This is a genomic window from Pengzhenrongella sicca (assembly GCF_017569225.1).
Taxonomy (GTDB): Bacteria; Actinomycetota; Actinomycetes; order Actinomycetales; family Cellulomonadaceae; genus Pengzhenrongella; species Pengzhenrongella sicca.
The window spans coordinates 2,566,666-2,591,651 of record NZ_CP071868.1; the positions used below are offsets into that span (position 1 = coordinate 2,566,666).

20 protein-coding genes, 1 pseudogene and 1 other annotated feature are annotated in these 24,986 nt (G+C 66.9%); of the genes and pseudogenes, 14 read left to right on the plus strand and 7 right to left on the minus strand.

Annotated elements, in window-relative coordinates; all coding sequences use genetic code 11:
* Positions 1–107: 107 nt before the first annotated feature.
* Complete coding sequence (locus tag J4E96_RS11735) at positions 108–4,496, plus strand: RCC1 domain-containing protein (protein WP_227422286.1); 4,389 nt, start codon at positions 108–110, stop codon at positions 4,494–4,496.
* Positions 4,497–4,597: 101 nt separating this feature from the next.
* Here the strand turns inward: J4E96_RS11735 and J4E96_RS11740 are convergent.
* A pseudogene (locus tag J4E96_RS11740) lies at positions 4,598–5,399 on the minus strand (IS3 family transposase); the annotation flags it as partial.
* Positions 4,984–5,100 (minus strand) — a sequence feature (AL1L pseudoknot). It overlaps the preceding pseudogene by 117 nt.
* Before the next feature lie 156 nt (positions 5,400–5,555).
* Positions 5,556–6,011: a hypothetical protein gene (locus tag J4E96_RS11745; protein WP_227422287.1), complete on the minus strand. Its 456-nt coding sequence runs from the start codon at positions 6,009–6,011 to the stop codon at positions 5,556–5,558.
* 185 nt (positions 6,012–6,196) lie between these two features.
* On the opposite strand from J4E96_RS11745, the gene J4E96_RS11750 reads away from it, so the two are divergent.
* Positions 6,197–6,451 (plus strand): hypothetical protein, encoded by a 255-nt coding sequence (locus J4E96_RS11750; RefSeq protein WP_227422288.1) that lies wholly within the window; start codon positions 6,197–6,199, stop codon positions 6,449–6,451.
* A 495-nt stretch (positions 6,452–6,946) separates the two neighbouring features.
* On the opposite strand, the gene J4E96_RS11755 is transcribed toward J4E96_RS11750, so the two are convergent.
* Positions 6,947–8,104, minus strand: coding sequence for an IS3 family transposase (locus J4E96_RS11755; protein ID WP_227422289.1), 1,158 nt, complete (start codon positions 8,102–8,104; stop codon positions 6,947–6,949).
* A 401-nt stretch (positions 8,105–8,505) separates the two neighbouring features.
* Between J4E96_RS11755 and istA the strand changes: the two genes are divergently transcribed.
* Together istA and istB are read left to right on the plus strand one after the other, a co-directional pair.
* On the plus strand, positions 8,506–9,732 hold the full coding sequence (istA, locus tag J4E96_RS11760; protein ID WP_227422290.1) for an IS21 family transposase: 1,227 nt from the start codon (positions 8,506–8,508) through the stop codon (positions 9,730–9,732).
* Complete coding sequence (gene istB / locus J4E96_RS11765; RefSeq protein ID WP_227422291.1) at positions 9,732–10,523, plus strand: IS21-like element helper ATPase IstB; 792 nt, start codon at positions 9,732–9,734, stop codon at positions 10,521–10,523. The genes istA and istB overlap by 1 nt, the downstream gene beginning before the upstream one ends.
* A 101-nt stretch (positions 10,524–10,624) precedes the next feature.
* Here the strand turns inward: istB and J4E96_RS11770 are convergent, their stop codons facing one another.
* Complete coding sequence (locus tag J4E96_RS11770) at positions 10,625–11,047, minus strand: hypothetical protein (RefSeq protein ID WP_227422292.1); 423 nt, start codon at positions 11,045–11,047, stop codon at positions 10,625–10,627.
* A 172-nt stretch (positions 11,048–11,219) separates the two neighbouring features.
* Here J4E96_RS11770 and J4E96_RS11775 point away from each other — a divergent pair, with 172 nt between their 5' ends.
* The 3 genes from J4E96_RS11775 to J4E96_RS11780 all read left to right on the plus strand — a co-directional run bounded on the left by J4E96_RS11775 (position 11,220) and on the right by J4E96_RS11780 (position 13,625).
* On the plus strand, positions 11,220–11,363 hold the full coding sequence (locus tag J4E96_RS11775) for a hypothetical protein (RefSeq protein ID WP_227422293.1): 144 nt from the start codon (positions 11,220–11,222) through the stop codon (positions 11,361–11,363).
* An 817-nt stretch (positions 11,364–12,180) separates the two neighbouring features.
* Positions 12,181–12,306: a hypothetical protein gene (locus J4E96_RS20205; protein WP_264466150.1), complete on the plus strand. Its 126-nt coding sequence runs from the start codon at positions 12,181–12,183 to the stop codon at positions 12,304–12,306.
* 8 nt (positions 12,307–12,314) lie between these two features.
* The gene (locus J4E96_RS11780; RefSeq protein WP_227422294.1) at positions 12,315–13,625 is read left to right on the plus strand and encodes an L-fuconate dehydratase; all 1,311 of its coding nucleotides are present in this window, start codon (positions 12,315–12,317) and stop codon (positions 13,623–13,625) included.
* Here the strand turns inward: J4E96_RS11780 and J4E96_RS11785 are convergent.
* A complete protein-coding gene (locus tag J4E96_RS11785) occupies positions 13,583–14,287 on the minus strand; it encodes a FadR/GntR family transcriptional regulator (protein WP_264466151.1) in 705 nt (234 codons plus the stop codon). The genes J4E96_RS11780 and J4E96_RS11785 overlap by 43 nt on opposite strands.
* Positions 14,288–14,380: 93 nt before the next feature.
* Between J4E96_RS11785 and J4E96_RS11790 the strand changes: the two genes are divergently transcribed.
* On the plus strand, positions 14,381–14,587 hold the full coding sequence (locus J4E96_RS11790) for a hypothetical protein (RefSeq protein WP_227422295.1): 207 nt from the start codon (positions 14,381–14,383) through the stop codon (positions 14,585–14,587).
* Positions 14,588–14,775: 188 nt separating this feature from the next.
* On the opposite strand, the gene J4E96_RS11795 is transcribed toward J4E96_RS11790, so the two are convergent.
* A complete protein-coding gene (locus J4E96_RS11795) occupies positions 14,776–15,798 on the minus strand; it encodes a LacI family DNA-binding transcriptional regulator (protein WP_227422296.1) in 1,023 nt (340 codons plus the stop codon).
* A gap of 136 nt (positions 15,799–15,934) precedes the next feature.
* On the opposite strand from J4E96_RS11795, the gene J4E96_RS11800 reads away from it, so the two are divergent.
* The 6 genes from J4E96_RS11800 to J4E96_RS11825 all read left to right on the plus strand — a co-directional run bounded on the left by J4E96_RS11800 (position 15,935) and on the right by J4E96_RS11825 (position 23,630).
* A complete protein-coding gene (locus tag J4E96_RS11800; protein ID WP_227422297.1) occupies positions 15,935–18,043 on the plus strand; it encodes a beta-galactosidase in 2,109 nt (702 codons plus the stop codon).
* On the plus strand, positions 18,040–19,419 hold the full coding sequence (locus tag J4E96_RS11805; RefSeq protein ID WP_227422298.1) for an ABC transporter substrate-binding protein: 1,380 nt from the start codon (positions 18,040–18,042) through the stop codon (positions 19,417–19,419). Before J4E96_RS11800 ends, J4E96_RS11805 begins: the two co-directional genes overlap by 4 nt.
* Positions 19,420–19,490: 71 nt before the next feature.
* Positions 19,491–20,378: a carbohydrate ABC transporter permease gene (locus J4E96_RS11810; protein WP_227422299.1), complete on the plus strand. Its 888-nt coding sequence runs from the start codon at positions 19,491–19,493 to the stop codon at positions 20,376–20,378.
* Positions 20,372–21,301 carry a carbohydrate ABC transporter permease gene (locus tag J4E96_RS11815; protein WP_406619802.1) on the plus strand — a complete coding sequence of 310 codons (930 nt, stop codon included), beginning with the start codon at positions 20,372–20,374 and terminating at the stop codon, positions 21,299–21,301. Before J4E96_RS11810 ends, J4E96_RS11815 begins: the two co-directional genes overlap by 7 nt.
* A gap of 323 nt (positions 21,302–21,624) precedes the next feature.
* Positions 21,625–22,782: a mandelate racemase/muconate lactonizing enzyme family protein gene (locus tag J4E96_RS11820; protein WP_227422300.1), complete on the plus strand. Its 1,158-nt coding sequence runs from the start codon at positions 21,625–21,627 to the stop codon at positions 22,780–22,782.
* On the plus strand, positions 22,779–23,630 hold the full coding sequence (locus J4E96_RS11825; protein ID WP_227422301.1) for an amidohydrolase family protein: 852 nt from the start codon (positions 22,779–22,781) through the stop codon (positions 23,628–23,630). Before J4E96_RS11820 ends, J4E96_RS11825 begins: the two co-directional genes overlap by 4 nt.
* Positions 23,631–23,743: 113 nt before the next feature.
* Here the strand turns inward: J4E96_RS11825 and J4E96_RS11830 are convergent, their stop codons facing one another.
* Positions 23,744–24,940, minus strand: a complete 1,197-nt coding sequence (locus tag J4E96_RS11830; RefSeq protein WP_227422302.1) for an ROK family transcriptional regulator — start codon at positions 24,938–24,940, stop codon at positions 23,744–23,746.
* Between the last annotated feature and the right edge of the window lie 46 nt (positions 24,941–24,986).

Below are 24,986 nucleotides of genomic sequence, written 5' to 3' on the forward strand. Positions count from 1 at the left end.
GACATGTCGTTTGCGTGGGTCCCCTACGTTTTTGCCTGGGCCCTCCGTCCGGCCCTAGGCGACATCGACTAGGAGCAGCCGTGCGGTCAAGAATGCGGTGGGCGTCCATGTCGCTCGTCCTGGTCTTCGCCGCGGTGCTTGTTCCTAGCGTCGCGACGGTCGCGCATGCTGTCCCCACCGTGCTCGGTGACGCGACAATCGCGCCCGCTGTCGGCTCCACGGGCGGTGGTACCAGTGTGCAGATCGACCTGCCGGGCGCCGCCTGGTCGACGGTCGATGCCGGGAGTCGACACACCCTGGGCCTGGCGCGAGATGGGTCCGTCTATTCGTGGGGAAAGAACGACTCCGGCCAGCTAGGCAACGGCACACTGACGGACAGTTCCGTTCCCACCCGGGTGTCGCTCCCTTTGCCGACTGGCGTGACCGCCACCGGAGTGGCGGCCGGGGCCGACTTCTCTCTCGCCGTCGCCAGCGACGGCACCGTCTGGTCGTGGGGCGCCAACGGCCGGGGCCAGCTCGGGCTCGGCACGACGACGTCAAGCCTCACGCCGCAGCAGGTACCGGGTCCGAGCGGTGTGCGGCTCCTCACCGCTGGTGACCAGTTCGCCGTGGTCCAGGATGGTTCGTACAAATTGTGGTCTTGGGGCGCCAACGACGCCGGTCAGCTCGGCATCGGCTCGCAGATCGATGCGACGTCGCCGACGAGAGTCGTCGGGCTGCCTGACTCGTTCTACGTCGACTACCTGTCTGTCGGTGCACGGCACGTCATTGCGACGTCGTTCTACGAGGTCTTCGGCTGGGGCGACAACACCTACGGTCAGCTCGGCGACAAGGTGGCTGCCAAGCGAAGCACGAGTGCCACGAGCCTCTTCGTTGGTGGCCTCCGGAGCGCCTATTACGCTGGGTTTGCCGTCGGCGACAGCACCTTCATGCGTACCGGCGACGGCGGGGTCTATGCGTTTGGGCGCAATGACCAGGGACAGCTCGGACTGGGGACCTTCTCTGCGAGCTCAACGGCTCGACAGCTGGTCTTCGCCGAGGGTGCGGTGGCCCCGATCGCGATGGTCGGAGGACCCGGGTTCGTCGCGGCGACGATGTCGAACGGCGCCGTGCTGACCTGGGGCGACAATCGCTACGGACAGCTCGGCAGACCCGTCACGACGCGGTCCGCCACACCGGGGGTCGCCGTTGGACTGGCGCCGGAATCTCGGATCACTGCCACCGCCCGCGGCGTCGTCTTGGTGGCCGCCGAGGGCACCGCGACGGCGTGGGGCACGAACGACGCGGGCCAGCTCGGGGACGGCACATCGACGTTCCGCCCGAGCCCTGTTGCCGTCCGCTATCCCCTCGATCCCGGCAGGGTTCTGTTCGGGACCACGGCAGCGACCGCGGTGACGCGTGTGTCGCCGACCCGGTTCGCGGCAGTCACGCCGGCACGCGCCGCCGGCGTTGTCAGCGTCGCCGTCGAGACACGGACCGCTGGTGGAACGGTGGGCCCGACCGCCGTTCTCACGGGCGCCTACACCTTCACGGCCACGGCTCCCCCAGAACTTGGCATCTGGTTTCTGCCCACCGCTCTTCTTGGCTCTCCGTACTCCGTGACCATTCCTGCACGCAGCCCGGTCCCGGTCACTTTCGCGGTGAGCGAGGGGGCCCTGCCCGCAGGCATGTCACTCGACGCGGCAACCGGGAGGCTCGCCGGCACGCCGACGGCGTTCGCTCCCGAGGGAGCGTTGGCGATCACTGCGACAAACGCGTACGGAGTCGCGACCCTGCGCTCCAGTCTTACGGTCGCGATTCCGCCGACGATCGAGGACAAGGCGCTCGCGCCCGCGGCAACAGGTCGCGGCTACTACCAACGGCTTGCGCTCACCGGCCCGCAGGCAACGGTCGCGGTCACGAGTGGCGCCCTTCCGGACGGGATCTCGGCCCGCGTCGTCACCGGCACAGGCTGGGAGGTTCCGCGCTCGGTCGTCCTCGCGGGCACCCCCACGACCGCTGGAACGTTCACGTTCGCGCTGACGGTCTCCACGACGACCGCCGCGCAGACACGCTCCTACTCGATCACAGTCGGGGTCAGTCCCCGTGTCAGCTCACCGATACCGCCGTCGGGCACGATCGGAGCTCCGTACTCCTTCGCCTTCGCGGCCGCCGGATCTACACCGATCGAGTACTCCGTGAACGCCGGTTCCCTCCCCCCTGGACTGACGCTGAACCCCGCCACCGGGGTGCTCGCAGGCACGCCCACGGCAACCGGTCGGTTTGGTGTCGTCGTCGGCACGACCAACACGTTCGCTCACGAGGCCACCGACGTCGTGATCCGCATCGCTGGCCCCAGCCTTTCATCGCCGACATCACCGGCCGTCGGTGCGACCGCTGGCGGCACGAACACCATCGTGAGCGCGCCCGCCCCGAGATTCAGCGAACTCACGACGACCACCGGCTCAGCGACCCTTGGCCTTACCGCTGACGGGAACGTCTGGGCCTGGGGGACCGGAGCGGCGCCGCTCTTGAGTGAACGCGGCTCCGACATCGACGCCCTGACTCCAGCGCGCCTGGCCCTCGCGTTGCCCGCGGGCCTGCGGGTCGCGCACCTCGTCGAAGGCTCGGCCTCCACCTTCCTGGCCTCGGATGCCTCGGTGTGGACGCTCGACGCCGACGCGAGCTCACCGACAGGCACCCGTGCGACGAAAGTGCCATTCACCTTGCCCGCGGGAGTCACGATCACCGCTGCCGCGGCCGGGGCCGACTTCCGGCTCGCGCTCGCCTCCGACGGCAGCGTCTGGGCGTGGGGTGCCAACGACAAGAACCAGCTCGGCGACGGCACCACGACCGCTCGCGACGTCCCCGTGCGCACAGCCATGCCGGCTGGGACGACCGTTGCCGCGATCAGCGCCGCAGCCGGCTCGCCGCTAGCAGTAGACGCTGCCGGCGGTATCTGGTCCTGGGGAGTTGACGTCAGCCAGGTCTGCGCACCTTGGGATGACTGCCCCCCGTTGCTGCACGCCACACCGACCCGGCTACCCACACCGGCAAGCCTCACCGCGGCCAAGGTCGTCTCGGGACCGAACGCTGCACTTGTCCTTACCCGCGACGGAGCACTGTGGTCGTGGGGCGACAACTGGTACGGGCAGCTCGGACAGGCCGAAGCCGCCGGTGCCGCGTTCGCCCGAGTGGCGATCCCCCTCGAGCCAGGCGCGACCGTGCGCAGCGCGTCGCTCTCCCGGGAGGGAGCAGTCGCGGTCTCCTCCGATGGCTCGGTCTGGCGCTGGGGCCGCCTCCAGTGCGCAGTCGACCTCGGCGTCGAGGACTGCGGAAAGTTCGACGACGGCGGCGAGTACGAGGCCCCCACCCTCGTCGCCGCGCCCACCGACACCGACGCGGTGGCCGCCTCAGCATGCAGGCAGTGTGGCGTGGCGCTGACCACCGACGGCGCAGTCTGGGGCTGGGGAGCCAATTCCGCCGGACAGCTCGGAGACGGGTCAACCCAACGTCGTCCGGCACCCGTGGTGGCGCGGGCTCCCTTCAAGATCACTGGCGTCGCCTTTGACTCCGCCGCGGCGACCATCATCGGCGGGACCGGCGGCGGCACCGTTACCGTGCTCACGCCGTCGCACGCGGCCGGTCCGGTGGACGTCCTCGTGACGAGCACCCGACCCAACGGCTCCCCCGGGCCGGCCGTCCGGTACAGCGGCGCCTTCACCTACGGCGGCGCCCCAGTGATCACGTCCGGCGCCCCGCCGGCCGCCATGACCAAGATCGCCTACTCCTTCGCTGTGAAGACCACCGGCACGACGCCTTTGACGTTCGCGATCTCCGCCGGCGCGCTGCCCGCGGGCCTGACGCTCAACGGGAGCACCGGGCTGATAGCAGGAACCCCGACAACAGCCGGTACGGCGTCTTTCACCGTCCGGGTGACCAACGCGTTCGGCGCCGCGACCGCGGCGTACACCCTCCAAGTGACCGCTGGAGTCGCCCCGAAAATCACGACCGCGGGCCCGCCCGCTGGGATGACGAAGCTGGCGTACTCGTTCGCGGTCAAGGCCTCCGGGACGGCGCCGATGACGTACTCGGTCTCGGTCGGCTCCCTCCCCGTCGGCCTCACGCTCAACTCGTCGACGGGCATCATCTCGGGCACGCCGACCACGGCAGGCTCGAAGTCGTTTACCGTTCGAGTCGCCAACGCATGGGGGACTACCTCGGCCGCATACACGATGACGGTCACGGCCGGGGCAGCGCCGAAGATGACGTCAGCCGCGCCCCCCGCAGCCACGGTCCGGGTCGCCTACAGCTACCGGGTCACAGCGTCCGGGACGACGCCCCTAACGTTCAGCGTGTCCACCGGCAAACTACCGGCCGGCCTCGCACTCAACTCATCGACGGGCGTCATCTCCGGGACACCCACGACCTCTGGCACGTCGTCGTTCACCATCCGCGCAACAAACGCCTGGGGCACGGCATCAGTCGCGCAAACACTCATGGTCAAAGCTGGCTGACATAGAGCCTGACCCGGTTTCCCGGACTACCGGGAGGTCTGGGGCGATCAACCTATCGACATCGAGCACACAGACGACCTCCGTGGGGACTTCGTTTCCAGCACTGACATCCGGGAGTAGACGGCGTTGAAGCACGCGTATGCGACCCCGGCCCAGGTCGGCACGTAGGTCTGTGACCCACAACCGGTTCGGCGAGAGCGCCGTGAAGCCCCGGTTGACCAGATCCGGCTGGCGCGCCGCGACCGGGTCAGCCCGAGTCGTGCGGACCCGCTTGATGCTCACCGCGCCCTCGATGCCCTCTGTGCGCAACAACCGGGTGACCTGGTCACGGCCCACGTCCCGGCCGGCGCGACGAGCGGCCTTCCAGAGCTTGCTGGCGCCGTAGACCTGATAGTTGTTCTCCCACAGCTACCGCAACACCGGGCAGGACCGTGTCGCGGGCGGCCCGGGCCGACGGCGCGCGGGTCTTGGCCGCGTAGTACGTGCTCGGGGCCGCCTGCAACGCGGTACAGATGGGCTCGACCCCGAGATCGTCACGATTGGTGTCAATGAACGCAACTATTTCCTGTGTTGGCGGTCGAGTTCCGCCCCGAAGAAACTCGCGGCCCGTTTCAGGATCTCGTTGGCCCGGCGCAGCTCACGGCTCTCCTGCTCGAGCTCGCGCATCCGGGCCGACTCCGAGGTGCTCACCCCGGGGGCGTGGCCGTCGTCGATGTCGGCCTGACGCACCCACAGGCGCACCGACTCGGTCCCGTAGCCCAGCTGGGGCGCGACCCGCTGGACGGTCCCGTGCTTAGTGCCCAACTCGGCCCGCAGCGACCAGACCATCCGCACCGCCGCGGCCTTCTCCTGATCGGAGTACCGACGCGTAGTCGGCTTCGCCTTCGACAGATCTGTCGGCATGGCTCCATCCTCGTTTCCAAGGTCAAGAGCCTCCAACCAACCCAGGCGATTCAAGTTCTGGCACTGCACTGCGATTGTGGTTCGAGCCTGGGCATCTGCGACGAGGACGACGCCGAGCGATCGGGGACCCAAAGCCACGTCCTTTGGAGACCTGTCCTAGTCCGCCGCGGGCCGCGTCGTGGTCTTTCGTTCGGGCTGCCTAATGAGGTCGAGGTCCACTCCTGGGCGACGCGGGACGTAGAAGAAGCCTTCGTCGGTGTCATCGTCGTAGTGCACGACGAGATCCTGGGATACAAGCTTCTCATTCCACGAACGTAACCGGCTCCGATCGGTCGCGGTGAGCTGGTAACCAGCTCGGGCACGGGCCTCCATGCGGAGCAACGCCAGCGGGTAAGCCCAGCGGTGCGCTTCGTTGACGGCCCAGGGGATGAGATCGTCATCTCGGACGATGCGCCGGGTGAGGCCGCGGCGGCGCCGAAAGTTGCCCCAGAGCGATGGCACGGTCTGGATGTTGTACTTGCGCTCATACTCCTCGGTCATCCACGCGTACGTGCGACCCTCATTGAACCAACGAACGACTTCGGACTCGTCCTGAATTTTCGTGGCTGGCATGTCATTCCATCTCGGCGCGGGTCTACGTGTGACAGGGTATGCACACCGTCGCATCGGCGTGTAGGTGTGTCAAGGTCAGATTTCACCGATTCGAATTCGAGTGGATACACTGCGCAATCTCCCCCTATAGCTGTGTGCAGGCCCACATCAATCGCATCGGATACACCAAAAGGGAGCGTCGAGTCATGGCAAAGCTGCAGGTTACCGTGTGCGACGAGTGCAAATCAATCGAACGGCCCACCCGGCACTACCGAGTTGTCAGCGAGGGGCGAGTCGCTCTTGCCGACCTCTGCGAGCAGCACGGCAAGCTGCTTGAGTCCTTCATAGTGAACATCGGAGCTCAGCCTGCGACACGGTCCACCTTCGAAGACAAGGTGAAGACGCTCGAGGAGATCGAGAAGGCAAAGCGCGACCGAAGGATCGCGGCGAGGAAGAGTTGACGTGGGCTATCAGGGGCGCGGGTTAGCCCGTTAGTTTGCTACCGGATGCACGGGTGGAGGACCTCCACCGCATCCACTAGTGGCGTTCATCGGTTTCGACGGCGTGCGATGCTCGTGAGGTCGATCGCGCTCGTGAAGACAGCGGACTCGCCGACTCGCCGAACCAGATGCCGAATCATGCCTTTCCGCTGAGTAAACCTTTTCCGATTGTCGTTGAGGTCGGGGATGGCCTCCATCCTCGTTCCCAAGGTCAAGATCCTCCAACCAACCCAGGGCGATTCAGCCCTCCAATGTCGCCGGCATTTGCGTCGTGTGCGGGCAAGAGCTGAGCGACCCAACAAGCGCCTTGCGCATGATGGGGCCTGACTGCTTCCGCAGAGTTGTCGGGTACGGGCTCACCCTCGAAATCCAGATGAATCGGTTAGAGCTCGGCGAATACCTGACGCGCGTCGCCCGATCGAACGGGTCTGCTGCACGAATAGGTGACAGTCGGTCTCAGGCGGCGAGTGCGACCTGAGGGGTGTTGATGGTCTCGTACTCGATGGGGGTCAGTCGACCCAGGCGGGCCTGGCGTCGGCGGCGGTGGTAGGTCCGTTCGATCCACGTGATGATCGCCAGGCGGAGCTCGTCGCGGTTGGTCCAGCGGCGCCGGTCCAGGACGTTCTTCTGCAGCAACGAGAAGAAGCTCTCCATCGCCGCGTTGTCCCCGGCCGAGGCGACTTGCCCCATCGATCCGACCAGGGCGTGTCGGTCCAGCTCGCGCAGCACCTTTCGGCTTCGAAATTGGCTGCCCCGGTCCGAGTGGACGATGCAGCCGGCCACGTCACGACGGCGCTGCACGGCGCTGGCCAGGGCGTTGACCGCCAGGTGCGACGTCATGCGGTCACTGATCGAGTACCCCACGATCCGGTTGGAGTACACGTCCTTGATCGCACACAGGTAGAGCTTGCCCTCGGCGGTGGGGTGCTCGGTGATGTCCCAGAGCCACAACCGGTTGGGTGCGTCGGCGCGGAAGATCCGCAGCACGCGGTCGTCGTGGGCTGGCGGGCCGGCCTTCTTGCCGTTCTTGGCGCGCTTCTTGCCGAACACCGACCACCACTGGTTGTCCCGGCAGATCCGCCAGACCCGCCGGTCACTGGCGCGCAGGCCGGCCTTGTCGGCTTCGTCGGCCAGCAGCCGGTGCCCGAACTCGGGATCGTCGACGTGGGCATCGAACAGCACGTTCGCCAGGTACGCCTCGTCCAGGTCACGAGCTGTGATCGGCGCGGCGAGCCAGCGGTAGTAGGGCTGTCTGGCGAGCTTGAGGACCCGGCACGTCACCGCGACGGGGATCCCGTCGCTAGCGAGCTCACTCACGAGCGGGTACATCATTTTCCCGGCAGGTGCGCCTGGGCAAAGTACGCCGCCGCGCGCACGGATCTCGTTCTCCTGCTCGAGGAGCCGGTTGCGGCGACGCATCTCGCGCAGCTCGGCCGACTCGCTGACCGTTACGCCGGGACGGTTGCCGTCCTGGACGTCGGCGGCCTGCATCCAGTTGCGCAGGCACGACTCGCTGATCCCGAAGTCTTTCGCGATCTCTTTGATCGGAGCATCACCGCGGCGGGCCACGGCCACGACGTCGTCGCGGAACTCCTCGGGGTGGGGTCTGGGCACGGTGCACATCCTTCCAGCGGCGCCATCCGGCACCACAGGTCAGGCGTCACCCATTCGTGCAGCAGACCCAACGGATCCGCTCAGGTCTGGGCGCGAGCATTCGCGGTTGATGAGTGGGACTCCGCGCTGCACGCGCAATCCGTGTTGCGACTGAGGAAGCACGTGGGCACTCCCTCACGTTCCGGCTAGTAGCAGACGCCTGAGGCCAGCTTCCAGGCGGAGAGGCCGAGGTTCCTGGTTGCGCGGTTCATGCGCAACACTCCACTCATGTCCAAACCCACGGCCGACTAAGAGGAATCGACTTCTGCTTGTCTGCGCGGGCCTCTGTCTGTCGGCGACGCCTGAAGACTGATCAGGGATCGACGGCTGAAATCTGACCACCTGCCGCGATCCTGTGGAGGGTGATCGGTATGGAGGACTGGGCAGAGGCCCGTCGGCTGCGTCGCGTCGAGGGCATGGCGATCTCGGCGATTGCGCGCCGGCTCGGGATCGCGCGGAACACGGTCAAGAAGGCGCTGGCCTGTGATCGGCCGCCGAAGTACGAGCGGCCAGCTCGCGGCTCGGTGGTCGATGCGGTCGAGGCGCAGGTTCGTGAGTTGCTGGTCTCGTGCCCGACGATGCCGGCCACGGTGATCGCGGAGCGAATCGGGTGGGAGCACTCGTTGACGGTCCTGAAGGACCGGGTGCGGGTGCTGCGCCCGTACTACCTGCCGCCGGACCCAGCCACCCGCACCCAATACGACCCGGGCGCCCGAGTGCAGTGCGATCTGTGGTTCCCCCCAGTCGAGGTCCCGCTCGGTGCCGGGCAGGTGGGTTCACCGCCGGTGCTGGTGATGGTCTCGGGGTACTCGCGGATGATCTTCGCGATCATGCTGCCCTCGAGGCAGGGTCCGGACCTGATCGCCGGGCACTGGGCCTTGTTGACTTCGATGGGCGCGGTCTCGCGCGAGCTGGTCTGGGACAACGAGGGGGCGGTCGGGTCCTGGCGGGCCGGCAAACCCAAGCTCACCGACGACTTCGAAGCGTTCCGCGGGATCCTCGGAATCGGGATCCACCAGTGCCGCCCACGCGACCCGGAGTCCAAGGGGTTGGTCGAACGCGCGAACGGCTACCTGGAGACCTCGTTCCTGCCCGGGCGCACCTTCACCGGCCCCGGCGACTTCAACACCCAGCTGGTCGACTGGCTGAAACTGGCCAACGCCCGCCAGCACCGGGCACTGGGCTGCCGCCCGAACCAGCGGTGGGAGGCCGACCGGGCGGCGATGCTCACCCTGCCGCCGGTGGCCCCCCAGCTCGGCTGGCGCACCCGAGTGCGGCTCCCGCGCGACCACTACGTGCGCCTGGGCTCCAACGACTACTCCGTCGACCCGTCCGCAGTGGGCCGGTTCGTCGAGGTCATCGCCGACCTCGAGCAGGTCACCGTCCATCTAGGCGCCAAGGTCGTCGCGACCCACCCGCGTTGCTGGGCGCGCTGGCAGACCATCACCGACCCCGCCCACCGGGCCGCGGCATTGGCAATGTCCACCACAGCGGCCGACCGCCCAGCCCCCAGCCAGCCAGCCGACGACGTCGAGCAGCGTGACCTGGGCACCTACGACGCCGCGTTCGGTCTGACGGACGTGGCCTGATGGGCGCCGCGACCAAGACCAGCACCCGGGACGTGTCCGCCGAGCTCGCGTTCTTGACCCGGGCGCTGAAAGCCCCGACCCTGCGTGAGGCCGTCGACCGGCTCGCCGAACGCGCCCGGACCGAGTCCTGGACCCACGAGGAGTTCCTCGCCGCCTGCCTGCAGCGTGAGGTCTCCGCCCGCGAAGCCCACGGCGGTGAGGGCCGCATCCGCGCCGCCCGGTTCCCGGGCCGCAAGTCGTTGGAGGACTTCGACTACGACCACGCCCGGGGCCTGCCCCGCGACCAGATCGCCCACCTGGGCACCTTGGACTTCGTGGCCGCCCGCGAGAACGTCGTCTTCCTCGGCCCGCCCGGCACGGGCAAGACCCACCTCGCGACCGGGATCGCGGTCCGCGCCTGCCAGGCCGGGCACCGAGTCCTGTTCGCGACCGCATCGGAGTGGGTCGACCGCCTCGCGACCGCGCACCACGACGGGCGCCTGCAAGACGAGCTACGACGCCTGGGCCGCTACCCGCTGCTCGTCATCGACGAGGTCGGCTACATCCCGTTCGAACCCGAAGCGGCGAACCTATTCTTCCAACTCGTCTCGGCGCGCTACGAACGCGCCTCACTGATCGTCACGAGCAACAAACCGTTCGGCCGGTGGGGAGAAGTCTTCGGCGACGACACCGTCGCCGCCGCGATGATCGACCGCCTCGTTCACCACGCCGACGTCATCGCCCTCAAAGGCGACTCCTACCGGCTCAAGAACCGCGACCTCGGCCGCCCACCCGCGGCCAGCACCGACTGAACAACCAGGCAAGGTGGTCAACATTCACCCGTCGATCCATGATCAACTTTCAGCCGTCGTTGACACTGTCGACAAGACGCTGACCTCGCAGGCTGCTCCGTTCAGCCGTTGAGTTGAGCCTCGTACTCTCTCGCGGACTCCATGATCTCGTCGTAGGTCACGTATGAGTCCCAATCACGCAGGTATGGGCGCTCCGAGTCGTACCCGTTGCTGCACATGACGTCGTCGTGCCAGTCGTCGTTGTAGGTGATGGAGTAACTACAACTCCACGCTGGTGCGGTCACCTCGGACGGATCCCCGCCTGGACCCACGCCGCTGCCGGCTTCAGCGAGATCGGCCGAGTAGCACGACTCGGGCATGTTCCCGCCACCGTCGCAGGGCTGGTCGAGCGGGGGCTCAGGCTCAACGACCTCAACGTCAGGGCGTGTGTAGTCGTCCATGTTCCGGTCATACGCACAGCCGGTCATCGAGACTGCCAGCGCCGAGACCATGATGAGCAAACTGATCTTCCTCAAGGCGGTCATGCCCCTCATCAACGCCGGCGGGCCGCCCGTAAGCATGAGCAGCAGAGCCAGAATACCAACGCAAACCACTCCCATCGGCGCACGTATAGGGGTGAAATGCCGACTTGGCGGCTGTGAACCGCCCGGGTGGTCGGCTCGCACCCCAGCTGGGAACGCATCGCGAGCCTCAGCTTTGCCTGGGTTCCGCGACGATCGCAGTCGTGTCCCCGACACCGAGAACGAGAGCTTCGCGACCTACGTCTACGCCCCGTACACCGACACCGTCCGGCAGGACGGTTCGACGTTCTCCGGCGCGGATCTGCAGCTCGTGCACTGAGGACTTCGCGTGCTGGTCGACTCGCGGACGAGTGACCGGCGTCAAGTGCGCCCGAGCCGGTAAGAGACGTGCTCGTGACATACCGGGGTCCCCCGCGCTTGCTCGAGGATTGCTCCGACCTCTGCGAGGGAGAGGTACCGCGCCTCGTGCGGCGGTATCGACGGAGCCTTGATCACCGCAGCGGGATTTCGGGCGAGCAGACCGTCTCGCAGCGGGCCGTCCAAGACGATGCGGACGACGGTGAAGACCTTCTACACGCTCGCAGCAGAGATGTGCTCCTCGATAGGTGGGGCGCAGCCGATCCAGGCGGCGAGCGCCGAACGGCGGCGGGACGATGTGATTGCGAATGATGTGGCCGTAGAGCTCCTTGGTCGCAACGTGTCGGTAAGGGTCAGGGCGGGGAGGTTGAAGTTGCTCGGATCCGCCGCCGATCTCGTGCCCGAAGATAAGCGGCATACCGACGGGCATCCATGGCGCCGTGAAGGATGTGCAGGTCGGTTCCGCACAGCACCACATAGGCGACCCGCAGGTGGACCTCGCCCGCCCGCGGGGCCGCAGGGACGACGTCATGGACGTCGGTCGTCGTGGCTCCCACGTAGGACGCTCCGCGCACCGCGGACACTCGAAGGTCTGTAGACGTCATATCTATTGGGCTATCCCCCACCAGGATCGGGCGTAGGTGAGGGTTGTGCGAGTGTTGGGCAGTCATTTGGTATGATGATCTGGCTCAGATGACACGGGAGGTCTCAGCATGGTGACGGGTGGGCCATGGCGAGGCGCAGTTCTGCTCCGGCACCCCACCGTCGCCGGAGTCGTGATGGGCACCCGCACCGCAGCCCACGCCCGTGGCCTGATCACCCGGTCGACCACGCACGTGCCGGGCGAGCTGTGGGCCGACCTGGTGGCCGAGGGTCTGCTCCCGGCCGCGAAATTCGAGGCATGAGCGCTCCGATGACCACCATCACTGGGGTTCAAGTCTTCGACGTTCGCTTTCCCACCTCCCTGTCGCAGGATGGCTCGGACGCGATGAACAAGGACGGCGACTACTCCGCCGCCTACGTTGTCCTGGACACCGACGACCCGACGCTCGCCGGGTACGGCTTCACGTTCACCATCGGGCGTGGCAACGACCTTGCGGCCGAAGCGGCGCGCCAGCGCGCTCAGTCGCTGATCGGCCGCGACGTCGCCGAGCTCGTCGGAGACCTCGGGGCCGCCTACCGCGGGCTGGCCTCCGACTCGCAGCTCAGGTGGCTCGGCCCGGAGAAGGGCGTCGTCCATCTTGCGATGGCTGCGGTCATGAATGCGCTCTGGGACCTGGCCGCGCGCCGGGCCGGCAAGCCACTCTGGCAGATGCTCGTCGAGATGACGCCGGAGCAGCTCGTCGACGCCGCGGACTTGCGGTACCTGTCCGACGTGCTGACCCGCGAGCAGGCGATCGCCCTCCTCGCCGAGATGGAGCCCACCCGCCTGGAGCGGATCGCTGAGCTCAAGGCGCGGGGTGGGTACCCCTGCTACACCACGTCCGCGGGGTGGCTGGGCTACTCGGACGAGAAGCTGCGTCGCCTCCTGCAGGAAGCCGTCGATGAGGGCTATCGACACGTCAAGCTCAAGGTCGGCGCGGACGTCGAGGACGACGTGCGCCGGCTGCGTATCGCGCGCGAGGTGATCGGTTGGGACGCCAAGCTGATGATTGACGCGAACCAGGTGTGGGACGTCCCCGAGGCGATCGAGTGGATCGACCGACTCGCTGAGTTCGAGCCCTACTGGATCGAGGAACCGACTAGTCCCGACGACGTGCTGGGCCACGCCGCCATCCGCAAGGCCGTGGCACCCATCGGGGTTGCCACCGGCGAGCACGGCATGAACCGTGTGCTCTTCAAGCAGATGTTCCAGGCAGGCGCGATCGACTTCTGCCAGCTCGACGCGGCTCGGCTCGCGAGCGTCAACGAGATCCTCTCGGTCTACCTGATGGCGAAGATGTTCGACGTCCCGGTCTGCCCGCACGCGGGTGGGGTAGGGCTGTGCGAACTCGTTCAGCACCTGTCGATCTTCGACTACGTCGCCGTGTCAGGAACGCTCGAGGGCCGCGTCACAGAGTTCGTCGACCACCTGCACGAGCACTTCACCGACCCTTGCGTGGTCAAGGGCGGCAGCTACACGCTTCCCTCGCGGCCCGGGTACTCCGCCCAGATGCACGAGGAGTCAGTGGCTGCGTACTCCTACCCGAACGGCTCGATGTGGTCGGCCGACCCCTCGTCCTGATGCTCGACCGACAGCTCCACGGCGAGCAGGTGACCCGCCATCCGGATCCTTGCGGCGTCCGGGTCTCGTCGACGCAGCGCATCGAGGATCGCCCGGTGCTCCGACTGGGTGCGCTCGTTCGCGCCGCGTTCATGGATGGCCCGCCACAGCCTCGACCGGAACGTTCGACTCACCAGGCTCTCCACCAGCGCGGCGAGCACGGGGTTGCCACCGGTTCGAGCGATTGTCGTGTGGAACCGGTTGTCCGCGTCGATCACCGCTTCGAGGTTGCCGTTCCCCGCGCCCGCCAGCTCGTGGTCGATCTCATCAAGCGCGCTGGCGAGCATGTCGAGCTGTTCGTCGGTGATCACGGCAGCTGCGTGCCCGACCGCCTCGACCTCCAGGACACGGCGCACCGCCGAGAGATGCGCCGAGCTCGCGGGCTGGTGCAGGTCGGCGAAGAAGCCCACCGGACTGAGCAGTCGCGCGGCGTCCAGCGACGTGACGTACGTGCCACTGCCGCGACGGGTACCCAGCACGCCGAGGAGGACCAGCGCGCGCACGCCCTCGCGAAGCGGCCCCCGGGAGACACCGAACGCCTCGGCCAGCTCCTTCTCGACCGGGAGCCGATCGCCTGGTCCCAGGTCACCACGGATGATCATGGCCTTGATGCCCTTGATCACCACGTCCGTCTGCGAGAGCGACCCGCCGGGTCCGTCCACCGTCCGCTCGCCAGGCACGGCGCCAGTCTAGAGGGACACTATGGGAGGCACGCCGTGATCATCGACGCACATCTGCACGTGTGGGACCTTGAGCGCGCGAGCTACCCATGGCTCGGACCATCGCTCGCACCGATCAACCGCACCGTCGAGATCGGCGAAGTGCGGCCGGCGCTCGAGCGGGCCGGCGTCACGCAGGTCGTGCTCGTGCAGCACGTCCGGTTTCACGGGGTCTGCAGCTGGCCGGGTTCGACACCGGGGTGATCCGCTCGCGCCGCAGCCGCTGAGGCCGCGGTCCGAACCCGCCCTACGAGACCCTCCATATTCCGATATGACTTCAGGTGATCTCTCATCGACGTGATCGCTCGGATCGAAGTCGGGGAACGCGATCACACTGACTCACGTGGTTCGGCGAACACTCGCCAGAACGCCACAGGGTGCCCCTGCTCGGTCTACTCGCGTGACCGGACCGGTCCCGTCGATCGACGCACGATCAGCTCGGGCCGTCGTGGCGCCAGCGGCGGCGGCGCCGTTCCGTCGATGAGCGCGAGAAGTTGCTGCACCGCATCTCTGCCCTGGGCGGTGAAATCAAGCCGAAGAGTCGTGAGGGGCGGCGAGAAGTACGCTGCTTCCGGGGTGTCGTCGACTCCAGTGACGCTGACGTCGTCCGGTACACGGTGACCGCGCTCGTTCAACGCGAGGATGACACCGAGCGCAATCTGATCGTTGGCTGCGACAAACGCCGTCGCGGGCAGTTCACCCGGCAGCGATGCGATCGCCTCATAACCGGACCGGGCGGACCAATCGCCGTGAATGACGCTGCGAGAGTTCAGGCCAAGCTCGATGATGGCTGCCTCGTATTCACGGGTGCGGTTGCGCGCCCCCACCCAGGTGCGCGGGCCGGCGATGTGCACGATATCGCGGTGACCGAGATCGGAAAGGTGACGCAGCACGGCGAGGAGACCGTTGGCGGCGGGTGTGGTGTCGGTTGGCAGCTTGTCGTGGCCTGTGGCCAGGTAGAGCGGCACCCGGAACGTCGTGGACTTCACCGCGTTCGTCACCTCGTCGGTCGACGAGAGCGCGAGCACCCCCGCGAGGTCGAATTGGAGTGCAAGGTCGATGGACTCGCGAATCGCCGCGGGGTTGTGCAGATCCAGGGTGATGACGTCGAGCAAGTAGCCCGCGTCGCGGGCGGCCATGGTGGCGCCCTCGAGGATCTTGTTCGGACCAACCTGAGTGATCTCGTGGGTGAGCGCAGCGATGCGGTGCGAGCGGCCTGTCGTCAGCGAGCGGGCGTTGAGGTTGGGCCGATAGCCGAGTTCGCGGATCGCCTTGGCGACGCGGTCGCGCGTGTCGGGCCGGATGCCCTCGTAGCCCTTGAGCAACCTGCTCACAGTCGCATGGGACACCCCGGCAGCTCGCGCCACGTCATAGATCGTGGCCGGCCGTTCGACGCTTGGTTGCGCCTCGGTCATCGTTCCTCCTTGGCCTTGACACCGTCATGTTACCGGCAACATAATCGTGGCCGCGACATGTTGCCGGAAACATTGGGCTCCAAGTCGCGACGATGTTGTCGGAAACATCCGGCAACCAGCCACAACGGAGTGGACCTTGGCCGACGCGCACCTGCTACCTGACCGGATCTTGTTCGGAGCGGCGTTCTACAACGAGTACCGCGTGAACGGTGACCTCGAGGGCGACCTTGACCTGATGGCCGAGGCATCCTTCTCGGTCATTCGCGTTGGCGAGTCTGTGTGGGCGACGTGGGAGCCAGAGCCGGGGGTGTATCACCTCGACTGGCTGCAGCCCGTGCTCGACGGTGCGCATGCCCGCGGCATCTCGGTCGTGCTCGGTACGCCAACCTATGCCGTCCCCCCGTGGCTTCGCGCGATGGATCCGGAGCTAGCGGGCGAGGAGGCCACTGGGGTGCGCCATCCCTGGGGGCGGCGTCAGGAGGTCGATATCACGCATCCCCTGTTCCGGCAGCACGCGGAGGGCGTCATCCGGGCGATCGCCGCGAAGTATGCCAGCCACCCCGCGATCATCGGCTACCAGGTCGACAACGAGCCTGGCCCGTTCCTCCTGCACAACCAGCGGGTGTTCGATGGCTTCCTGGGCTGGCTCGAAGGCCGGTACGAGGATGTCGAGACGCTCAACCGGGAATGGGGGCTCACGTTCTGGTCGCAGCGCATCCGCAGCTGGGATGAGCTCTGGCGCCCCGATGGCAACCACTCACCGCAGTACCAACTCGAGTGGCGCCGCTACCAGGCCGAGCTCGTCACCGAATTCATCGCGTGGCAGGCCCGCATCGTGCGCGAGTACGCGGGTCCCCGCCAGTTCGTGACGACCTGCATATCGTACGAACGCCCGGCGATCGACGACCGCCAGCTCGTGCAGCAGCTCGATGTCACGGCGGGCAATCCCTACTACATGATGCAGGACGCACTCCGCATCGGGGTTGAGGTGCCGCGAACCGCGAAGTGGTGGTCGTCCGGAGTGTGGGCACTCTTTGAGCAGGGTGACCGCATGTTCAGCTCGGCACAGGCTCCGTTCCTGGTCACCGAGACGAACGCGCAGTCCATCGGGCAGTCCCACTGGCAACACCACACGCCGTACCCGGGCCAGATCGCGCTCGCGGGCCTCGCGCTTGTGGCACGCGGCGCTCGGATGATCGAGTACTGGCAGTGGCAGACACCCCACTACGGCATCGAAACCTACTGGGGCGGGGTGCTGCCGCACAGTGGCCAACCCGGTCGCATCTACCGTGAGATCGCGGAGCTCGGTCGCCGGTTGCGCGACCTCGGGCCAGTGCTCGAGGGGTTCACGCCCGATGCCGATGTCGCCCTGCTCTATTCGATCGACACCAAACACAGTTTCGAGTTCTACCCGCCGCTCGCCGACGCCGAGGGCGGACCGGATGGCATGTCGTACCTGCGGATCTTCGATCGCTACTACCGCGCGGCTTTCGAGGCGGGTACCCAGAGTCGGATCGTGCACGCAGCCCAGTTCCGGGAGCGCGACACGGAGGACTTCGTGGCCGAGTTCCCCACCCTCGTCGTGCCGACCCTCTACGTCGCCGATGACGGCATGCTCGACGCCCTCGTGCGTTACGCCGAGGCAGGCGGGCACCTCGTGGTCGGCATCCGAACCGGCTACGGCGACCAGCTCGCCAGGGCACGGCCCGAGCGAGCGCCCGGGCGTCTCGCCGCCGCGGCGGGGGTCTGGTACGACGAGTACTCCTCGCTCGACGCACCGGTCGGCATCGACGGCGCCACCTTCGGTGGCGGCCACGCCGAGGGTTGGGCGGATGCGCTCGTCGCCGACGGCGCCGATGTTGTTGCCGTGTACTCCTCGGGTATCTACGCGGGCCGGCCCGCGGTGACCTCGCGCGAGCACGGTGCAGGGCGCGTCACCTACGTGGGCATGCTGCCCGACCTCGCGCTTGCGACATCCATTCTTCGCTGGGCCGTACCGATCGCGAGCGCGAGCGAATGGCAGTTCGATGCCCCGGTCACGGTCACCTCTGGCAGCAGTGGCGACGAGCGCGTCTGGTTCATTAGCAACTGGTCATCCGAGCCCGCCACCGCTCACCCGCCGCAACGGAGCGGCGGAAAACCGATCGTTCTCGAACCGTGGGATGTCACCGTCCTCGTCGAGCAACGCGACCCCGAATCCGGGGCCGTCTACATCCCCGAGCCAGAGAGAGTAGAGCCATCATGAGGCAAGGAGCACGCAAGGCCGCGGTCGCGATCACCTCGATTGCCGCCGTGGCGGCATTGACGCTCGCCGGCTGCACGTCCAGCACAGATCCGGACGACAACAACAGCCCAGGCCCGGATGACACGGGCGGTCAGATCACGGATGCGCAACGCGAAGAAGCGCTGAACACGCCAACGGAACTGACCTTCTGGACCTGGGTACCCGACGTTCAGGACCAGGTCGACATGTTCGAGAAGCAGTACCCGGAGATCCATGTCACGGTCGAGAACGTCGGCCAGGGCTTGGATCACTACTCAAAGGTGCGCACCGCATCAAAGGCCGGTACCGGCGGCCCTGACGTGGTCCAGTTGGAGTACCAGTTCATTTCCTCGTTCGCACAGACCGGCGAGCTCCTCGATCTGACGCCGTACGGTGCGGCAGACCTCGCTGACCAGTACGTGCCGTGGGTCTGGAAGCAGGTCCTCTCCAACGACCAGGTGCTCGCGATCCCGCAGGACTCGGGGCCGATGGGCAACCTGTACCGCGAGGACATCATGAACGCGGCAGGCGTCACTGAGCCTCCCGCAACGTGGGCGGACTACAAGACCGCCGCGGAGAAGGTGCGCGCGAACACGAGCTCCTACATCTCCAACATGGCGCCGAGCCAGGGCGCAGGGTGGCTCGGGCTGTTGTGGCAGGCGGGTGTCAAGCCGTTCGGCTATGACGGCGGGCAGAATGTCACGATCGACGTGAACAGCCCTGAGGCGAAGAAAGTGATGGCCTACTGGCAGGACATGATCCAGAACGATCTCGTCTCGATCGACCCTGACTTCAACGACGAGTGGTACCAGGGTCTCAACCAGGGCAAGTACGCCGGCTGGCTGACGGCGGCGTGGGCTCCGGTCTTCCTCTCCGGTGCCGCGAAGGACACGTCGGGCCTGTGGCGCGCCGCGCCGCTGCCGCAGTGGGACACGAGCAAGCCGGCCTCGGGCAACCAGGGCGGTTCAGCCGACGCGGTGCTCAAGACCACGAAGAACCCGATCGCGGCCTACGAGCTCGCGAAGTGGATCAACAACGCACACGACCCAGCGTTGCTGTTCACGACCCAGCAGAACTTCTTCCCGACGGCGATCGCGGTACTCGAGGACCCGGTCTTCGTCGACCAAGAGTCTGACTTCTACGGTGGACAGCAGGTCAACAAGCTGTTCGCGGAGATCTCCACAACGGTAGACACCGATTGGCAGTGGCTGCCGTTCATGGAGTTCGCCTACTCCAGCTTCAATGAAACGTTCGGGGCCGCCGTCGCGGCCAAGGGCGATCTCGCTGCGGGCCTGGATGCCTGGCAGGACGCACTCGTCGACTATGCAAAGCAGCAGGGCTTCACGGTCAACGGATAGAAAGCGGTCGGCCCGGGGATCAAACCCCGGGCCGCTCCCGCCGAAACATCACCTGATCGAAGGAGCTCGAGATGACCAGCGCGATCCAGCGGAAGCAGCACCTCGTTGCCTACGGATTCATCCTCCCATTCTTTGCCGTGTTCGCGACGATGTTCATCGCACCGCTCGCCTACTCGGGCTACCTGAGCTTTTTCGCGCACAAGCTCGTCGGCGGCGCGAAATTCGTCGGCTTCGAAAACTATGTGCGCGCGTTCCAGGATCCCGCCTTCCTCTTCGGACTCGGACGCACCGCACTCATTCTCTTGGTACAGGTGCCCATCATGCTCGGGCTCGCGCTATTCTTCGCGCTCGCGCTCGACTCCGGTCGAGCGCGCGGGAGTAAGGCGGTGCGGCTGCTCATCTTCTTGCCCTTCGCGGTGCCCGGCGTCGTCGCCGTGCTCATGTGGGGCTACCTCTACGGGCGGGATTTCGGACTCACTGGCCAGATCACCCGCGCACTCGGGTTGCCACCTACGGATTTTCTGTCGGATCAGCTCATCTTGTTCTCGATCATGAACATCGTCACGTGGGCGTTCGTCGGCTACAACATGATCATCCTGTATGCGGCGCTCAAGTCGATCCCCTCCGAGCTGCACGAGGCCGCCGAGATCGACGGCGCGAGCCAATGGCGACTGGCCTGGAGCGTGAAGATCCCAATGATTCGGCCCGCCATCTTCCTGACGATCATCTTCTCGGTCATCGGGAGCTTCCAGATCTTCAACGAACCGAAACTACTCGTGGAAATCGCTCCTACTGCGATCCCGCAGGGGTTCACACCCAACTTCTACGCCTTCAACGTCGCGTTCGTGAACCAGGACATCAATTACGCTGCGGCGATCGCATTCCTGCTCGGCTTCGTCATCATGATCGTCTCGTACGTCGTGCAGCTGAGCATGCAGAAGAGGGAGGTGCGGTGGTGACCGCCCAGTTGAATCCGGTGACAGCGCCACCCAGCAAGCCGTCCAAGAGCGACAAGCGCCGCAAGGCGGTCAATCGCGGAAAGCGCCGCAGTAACCTGCTCACCCTGGTGATGTGGTTGAGTGTGCTCTACTTCATCCTGCCGCTCATCTGGCTCTTCATGTCCGCGACAAAAGACAACAGCGACCTGTTCACCACGTTCGGGCTGTGGTTTGGCCATGACTTCAACCTTTTCGCGAACATCAGGGACGTGTTCGCGTACCAGGACGGCATCTACGCGCGTTGGGCGCTGAACACGGGCATATACGCGGGCGTTGCCGCGCTCGGCGCGACCACCCTCGCAACAATGGCGGGCTATGCGTTCGCAAAGTACAAGTTCCCGGGTGACAAGTTGCTGTTCGCCATCACTTTGGGTGCGATCATGATCCCGCTCACGGCACTGGCGATCCCCACCTATCTGCTGTTTTCCTCGGCGCACCTCACCAATACGCCGTGGGCCGTCATCCTGCCTTCGCTCGTGAGTCCGTTCGGTGTGTTCCTCATGCGCGTGTACGCGGCCGATGCCGTACCCGACTCGCTCATGCAGGCTGCACGAGTGGATGGCGCGGGCGAATACCGGATCTTCTGGACGGTATCCCTCCGCCTGCTCGCGCCTGGCATGGTCACGGTGATGCTGTTCACATTCGTGGCGACGTGGAACAACTACTTCTTGCCGCTCATCATGCTCAATAGCGGAAAGCTATTGCCCTTGACTGTCGGACTCGCGCAGCAGCAGGCGACCTCGACGGCGGGCGGTGGCGCACAAGCGCTGTTCTCAACCGTGATCGCAGGCGCGTTCCTGTCGATCATCCCGCTGGTCATCGTGTTCTTGTACCTGCAACGTTTCTGGCAGACCGGTCTCGCGACCGGCGGTGTGAAGGGCTGACGTGATCTGGTACGGCGGGGACGACAACCCCGAGCATTGGCCGCGAGTGAAAGCAGGATTGCAGGTCTCATCGCGTCGGCCGGGATGCGTATCCCCGGTGCTGTTTGGGAGGAGTTGGAACATCTTGTCCCGCCCGCTTCGACGTGGCTCGATCGCCCTTCGCATGGCCGCCTCTCCTCGCGTCTATGCGCAGGCATCCCTGGACCGGTCCGCGGTGCCTCGGTTGTGGGTCGCCGCCGACCGCATCTTCTGGCATGCCAACAGTGGCAGGACACCGCGGTGCCCTGCTCTCCGCGCACCAAACGACCTATGAAGGGTGATGTATGAAGATCACCGGCTACCGCTGTCTGCGGACCTTCCACGACTGGGGCAGGCCCGTCGGAGACGTGAACGGGTTCACCGATCCGGGCATCAGTGAGGTCTCGATCGTCATCCTCGAGACCGACCAGGGCATCGAAGGCGTCGGCATGGGGTCGCACCAGGACATCGACCGGCTCTTCCCGGCCATCGAAGGCGAAGACCCCCGAGCCGTGACCGCCCTCTACGACCGCATGCTCGCCCGCGTGTTCAAGGCGGGGCACTCGGGTGCGACGTTCGGGGGAATCGGCACACTCGACACAGCGCTCTGGGACCTGAAAGCCAAACTCGCCGGCGAACCTCTGTGGCGGTTGCTCGGCGCACGCGACCGCTTCGTGAGCGGGTACGCGTCAGGTCTCGACATCGCCCTCGACGACGACCAGCTCGCGACCTGGTACCGCACGATGGGTGAGCGAGGCTTCGCTAGCGGAAAGCTCAAGGGCGGTCGTGATCTAGATGGCGACATCCGACGTCTGGGGATCGTCGCCGACGCCCTGAGCGGCAACGGGGTCACTCCGGCAGTGATGCTCGACGCAAACGAATCGTGGAACCTCAGGCAGGCCGTGCGGTACGTCACGGCGATCGAGGCACGCCGCGACCTGACCTGGATCGAGGAGCCGCTGCGGCGATGGGACGCTGCCGGTCACGCACGCCTCGGCACCGCGATCCATGCCGCCGTCGCGACCGGTGAGAACCTGACCGGTCTAGAGCAGTTCACCCCGCTCTTCGATCGCGGCGCGGTCGACATCGTGCAGGTTGGCTGCGGGTGGGGCGTGACGCATTTGCTGCGGGTGGCCTATGCCGCCCACTCCCGCGACCTCCCCGTCAGCCCCGTCGGCCTGACAGCGAACCCCTCGGTCGCACACGCAGCGGCCGCCGTGCCGAACCACCTCGCCTCCGAGGTGCAGGACCTCGGGTCGCCGTTCGGCATCTCGGTCGACCAGGATTTCATCGACGGCGGGGTCGTACTGGGGGACCTTCCCGGCAACGGCATCACGATCGACGAGGATGCCATTGCCGCCAGCCATCACGCGGGCAATTGGACAGCGCCAGCGGGGCCGCACGTACGTTCACACCGTGCCGGTCTCCGCCTCGTCGCCGACGCGGATACGGTCGGCGGATGAATCAGCTTGACCGTCCTGCCGCTGAAACACGCCTTATCGACAGCCACGTGCACATCTGGGATCCCACGGTTCTGCAGTACTCCTGGCTGGAGGGTGAGCTGGACCGCCCCTATCTTCCGGCCGAATACCAGGCTGGGGCGCCGGCCACCACCGGTGTCATATTTGTCGAGGCGGGTCCGGAGAGCAAGGCGGACGAGGTGGCCTGGGCCGAGTCTCTCGGCTGGCCGGAGCTGCTGGGAGTCGTCGCCCATGCACCGCTGGAGCGGGGCAGGGGGGCTAGGACGGAGCTGGCGGCCCTGCGCGAAGCCGGCCGCACAGTCGGCATCCGCCGGATGCTGCAGGATGAGCCACGGTCGTTCTTTGAGAATCCCGGCTTGCTTGAGGGTTTGCGCGAGCTCGCGCAGGCGGGGCTGCCGTTCGATGCGTGCATCCGGCATCACCAGCTTGCTGCCTTGACTGCGCTCCTTACGAAGGTTCCGGACCTGCCCGTTGTGCTCGATCATCTCGCCAAGCCGCCCGTCGCAACGGGTGATGACGGAACCTGGGATAGGGACCTACGCGCGCTGGCCGCCCTGCCCCAGGTCAGCGTCAAACTGTCAGGGATGCCCCCCGAGCTACGTGACGACCAGGAACTCGTTCCCGCAGCTCGCCCGTGGCTCGGGGTCGCGCTCGATGCGTTCGGCGCGGACCGAGCGATGGTGGGTAGCGACTGGCCGGTTTCGGCGATGATGCCCCGACGGCTGCCCCCCGGCCGGTGGCTGTCGATTGTGCTGGACGAGCTGGGCGCCAGCCCCGCGGAGCGCGAACACCTGTCCTGGCGCACGGCGTCGCGCTTCTACGGCGTCTGAGCTGAGCCGCCCCCCGCACGCGCGTCGTCCCTCACCCCGCCCACGCATGCTGCTTCTGCCGCGGGGTGAAGGCCCGGATCGCGGGCCATCCTGCGATAGGAATGAAGGCTCAGCTAGGTGGCGGCAGGCTCAGGTGACTTCTCGGCCCAGTCGGCGAGGGCGGACTCGCTGGTGATGTGGTCGAGCCCGACGGCGGCTGCGCCGTGCAGTGCGCCGTCGTCGCCGTGCACGGCGTCGAGGACAGGTGGGGGCTGCGCCCGCAGGAACGTCATCAGGCCGCCGCGAAATGCCGCGTCGAACTCGGTGGGTGCGGCGATCCGCAGTGGCACTGCGAGCCCACCGAGGGTGATGACCTCGGGGGCGTGGGCGTTCGCGAGTCCGGCGATCCCGGCCGCGAGTGCGGTGACGGTGGCGGCGACCGCGCGCGCGGCGCGCGGCTCGTGTGGTGCCCGGTCGAGGACCTGGCGGGCGTAGCGGCGCGGGTCCGCTGGCGGCTCTTCGCCGAGGTGGCGGGCGAGGGCCCGGCCATCGACCTCGAGGTCCCAGCAACCTCGCGCGCCGCAGGGGCATTGCGATGCAGGGTTGCCGAAGGGAACGTGCCCGTACTCACCGCCTGCACCGCCGGCGCCGGTGAGGGGATGTCCGTCGAGAAGCAGTGCGCCGCCGATCCCGACCTCGACGGTGAGGTGGAGTGCCGTCTTGGCGCCCGCGGCGGCGCCCGTTCGGGTCTCGGCTACCCCGGCCAGCGTGGCGTCGTTGCCGAGCAGGAAGTCGAGGCCGGTCCCGGCGGTGAGCCCGGAGAGGTCGACCGCGCCCCAGCCGAGAGTGGAAGCCTGCACCAATTCGTCGTTACGGACGGTCCCGGCGACAGCGAGCGACACCGCGCGCAGCCGCTCGGGGTAGCGGCTGCGCGCTTGGTCGAGCGCTTCTCGCAGGTCGGTGAGCACTGACTGCGGGTCCTGGCTGCGGTGCCGGCCGGACTGGACGTCGTGCAGGCGTCCGTCGAGGGTGACCACCGCGACCCGCCAGTCCTCATGGCGCAGCTCGGCCGCGAGCACGAGCGGTCCGCGCGCGTGCGGGTGCAGGACCGTCGTGGGCCGACCTCGTCCCGCGGCCGGCGCCGGGGACTCCGTCAGCAACCGGAGGTTGCGTAGCCGCGCTGAGATCTCGGTGGCGGTACCGCTGCTCACGTTGAGTCGCCGGGCCGCGTCGGCGCGCGTGATCCCGGGCTGGCGGCGCACCAGTTCCAGCAATTCCGCGGCTGCGCGCCAGCGGGCGTTACGGGCCCGTTCGGGTCGTTCGGTTGCCATCTCGGGCTGTTCTCCCTTTATGCTCGTTGCACGAGGATACTACGGA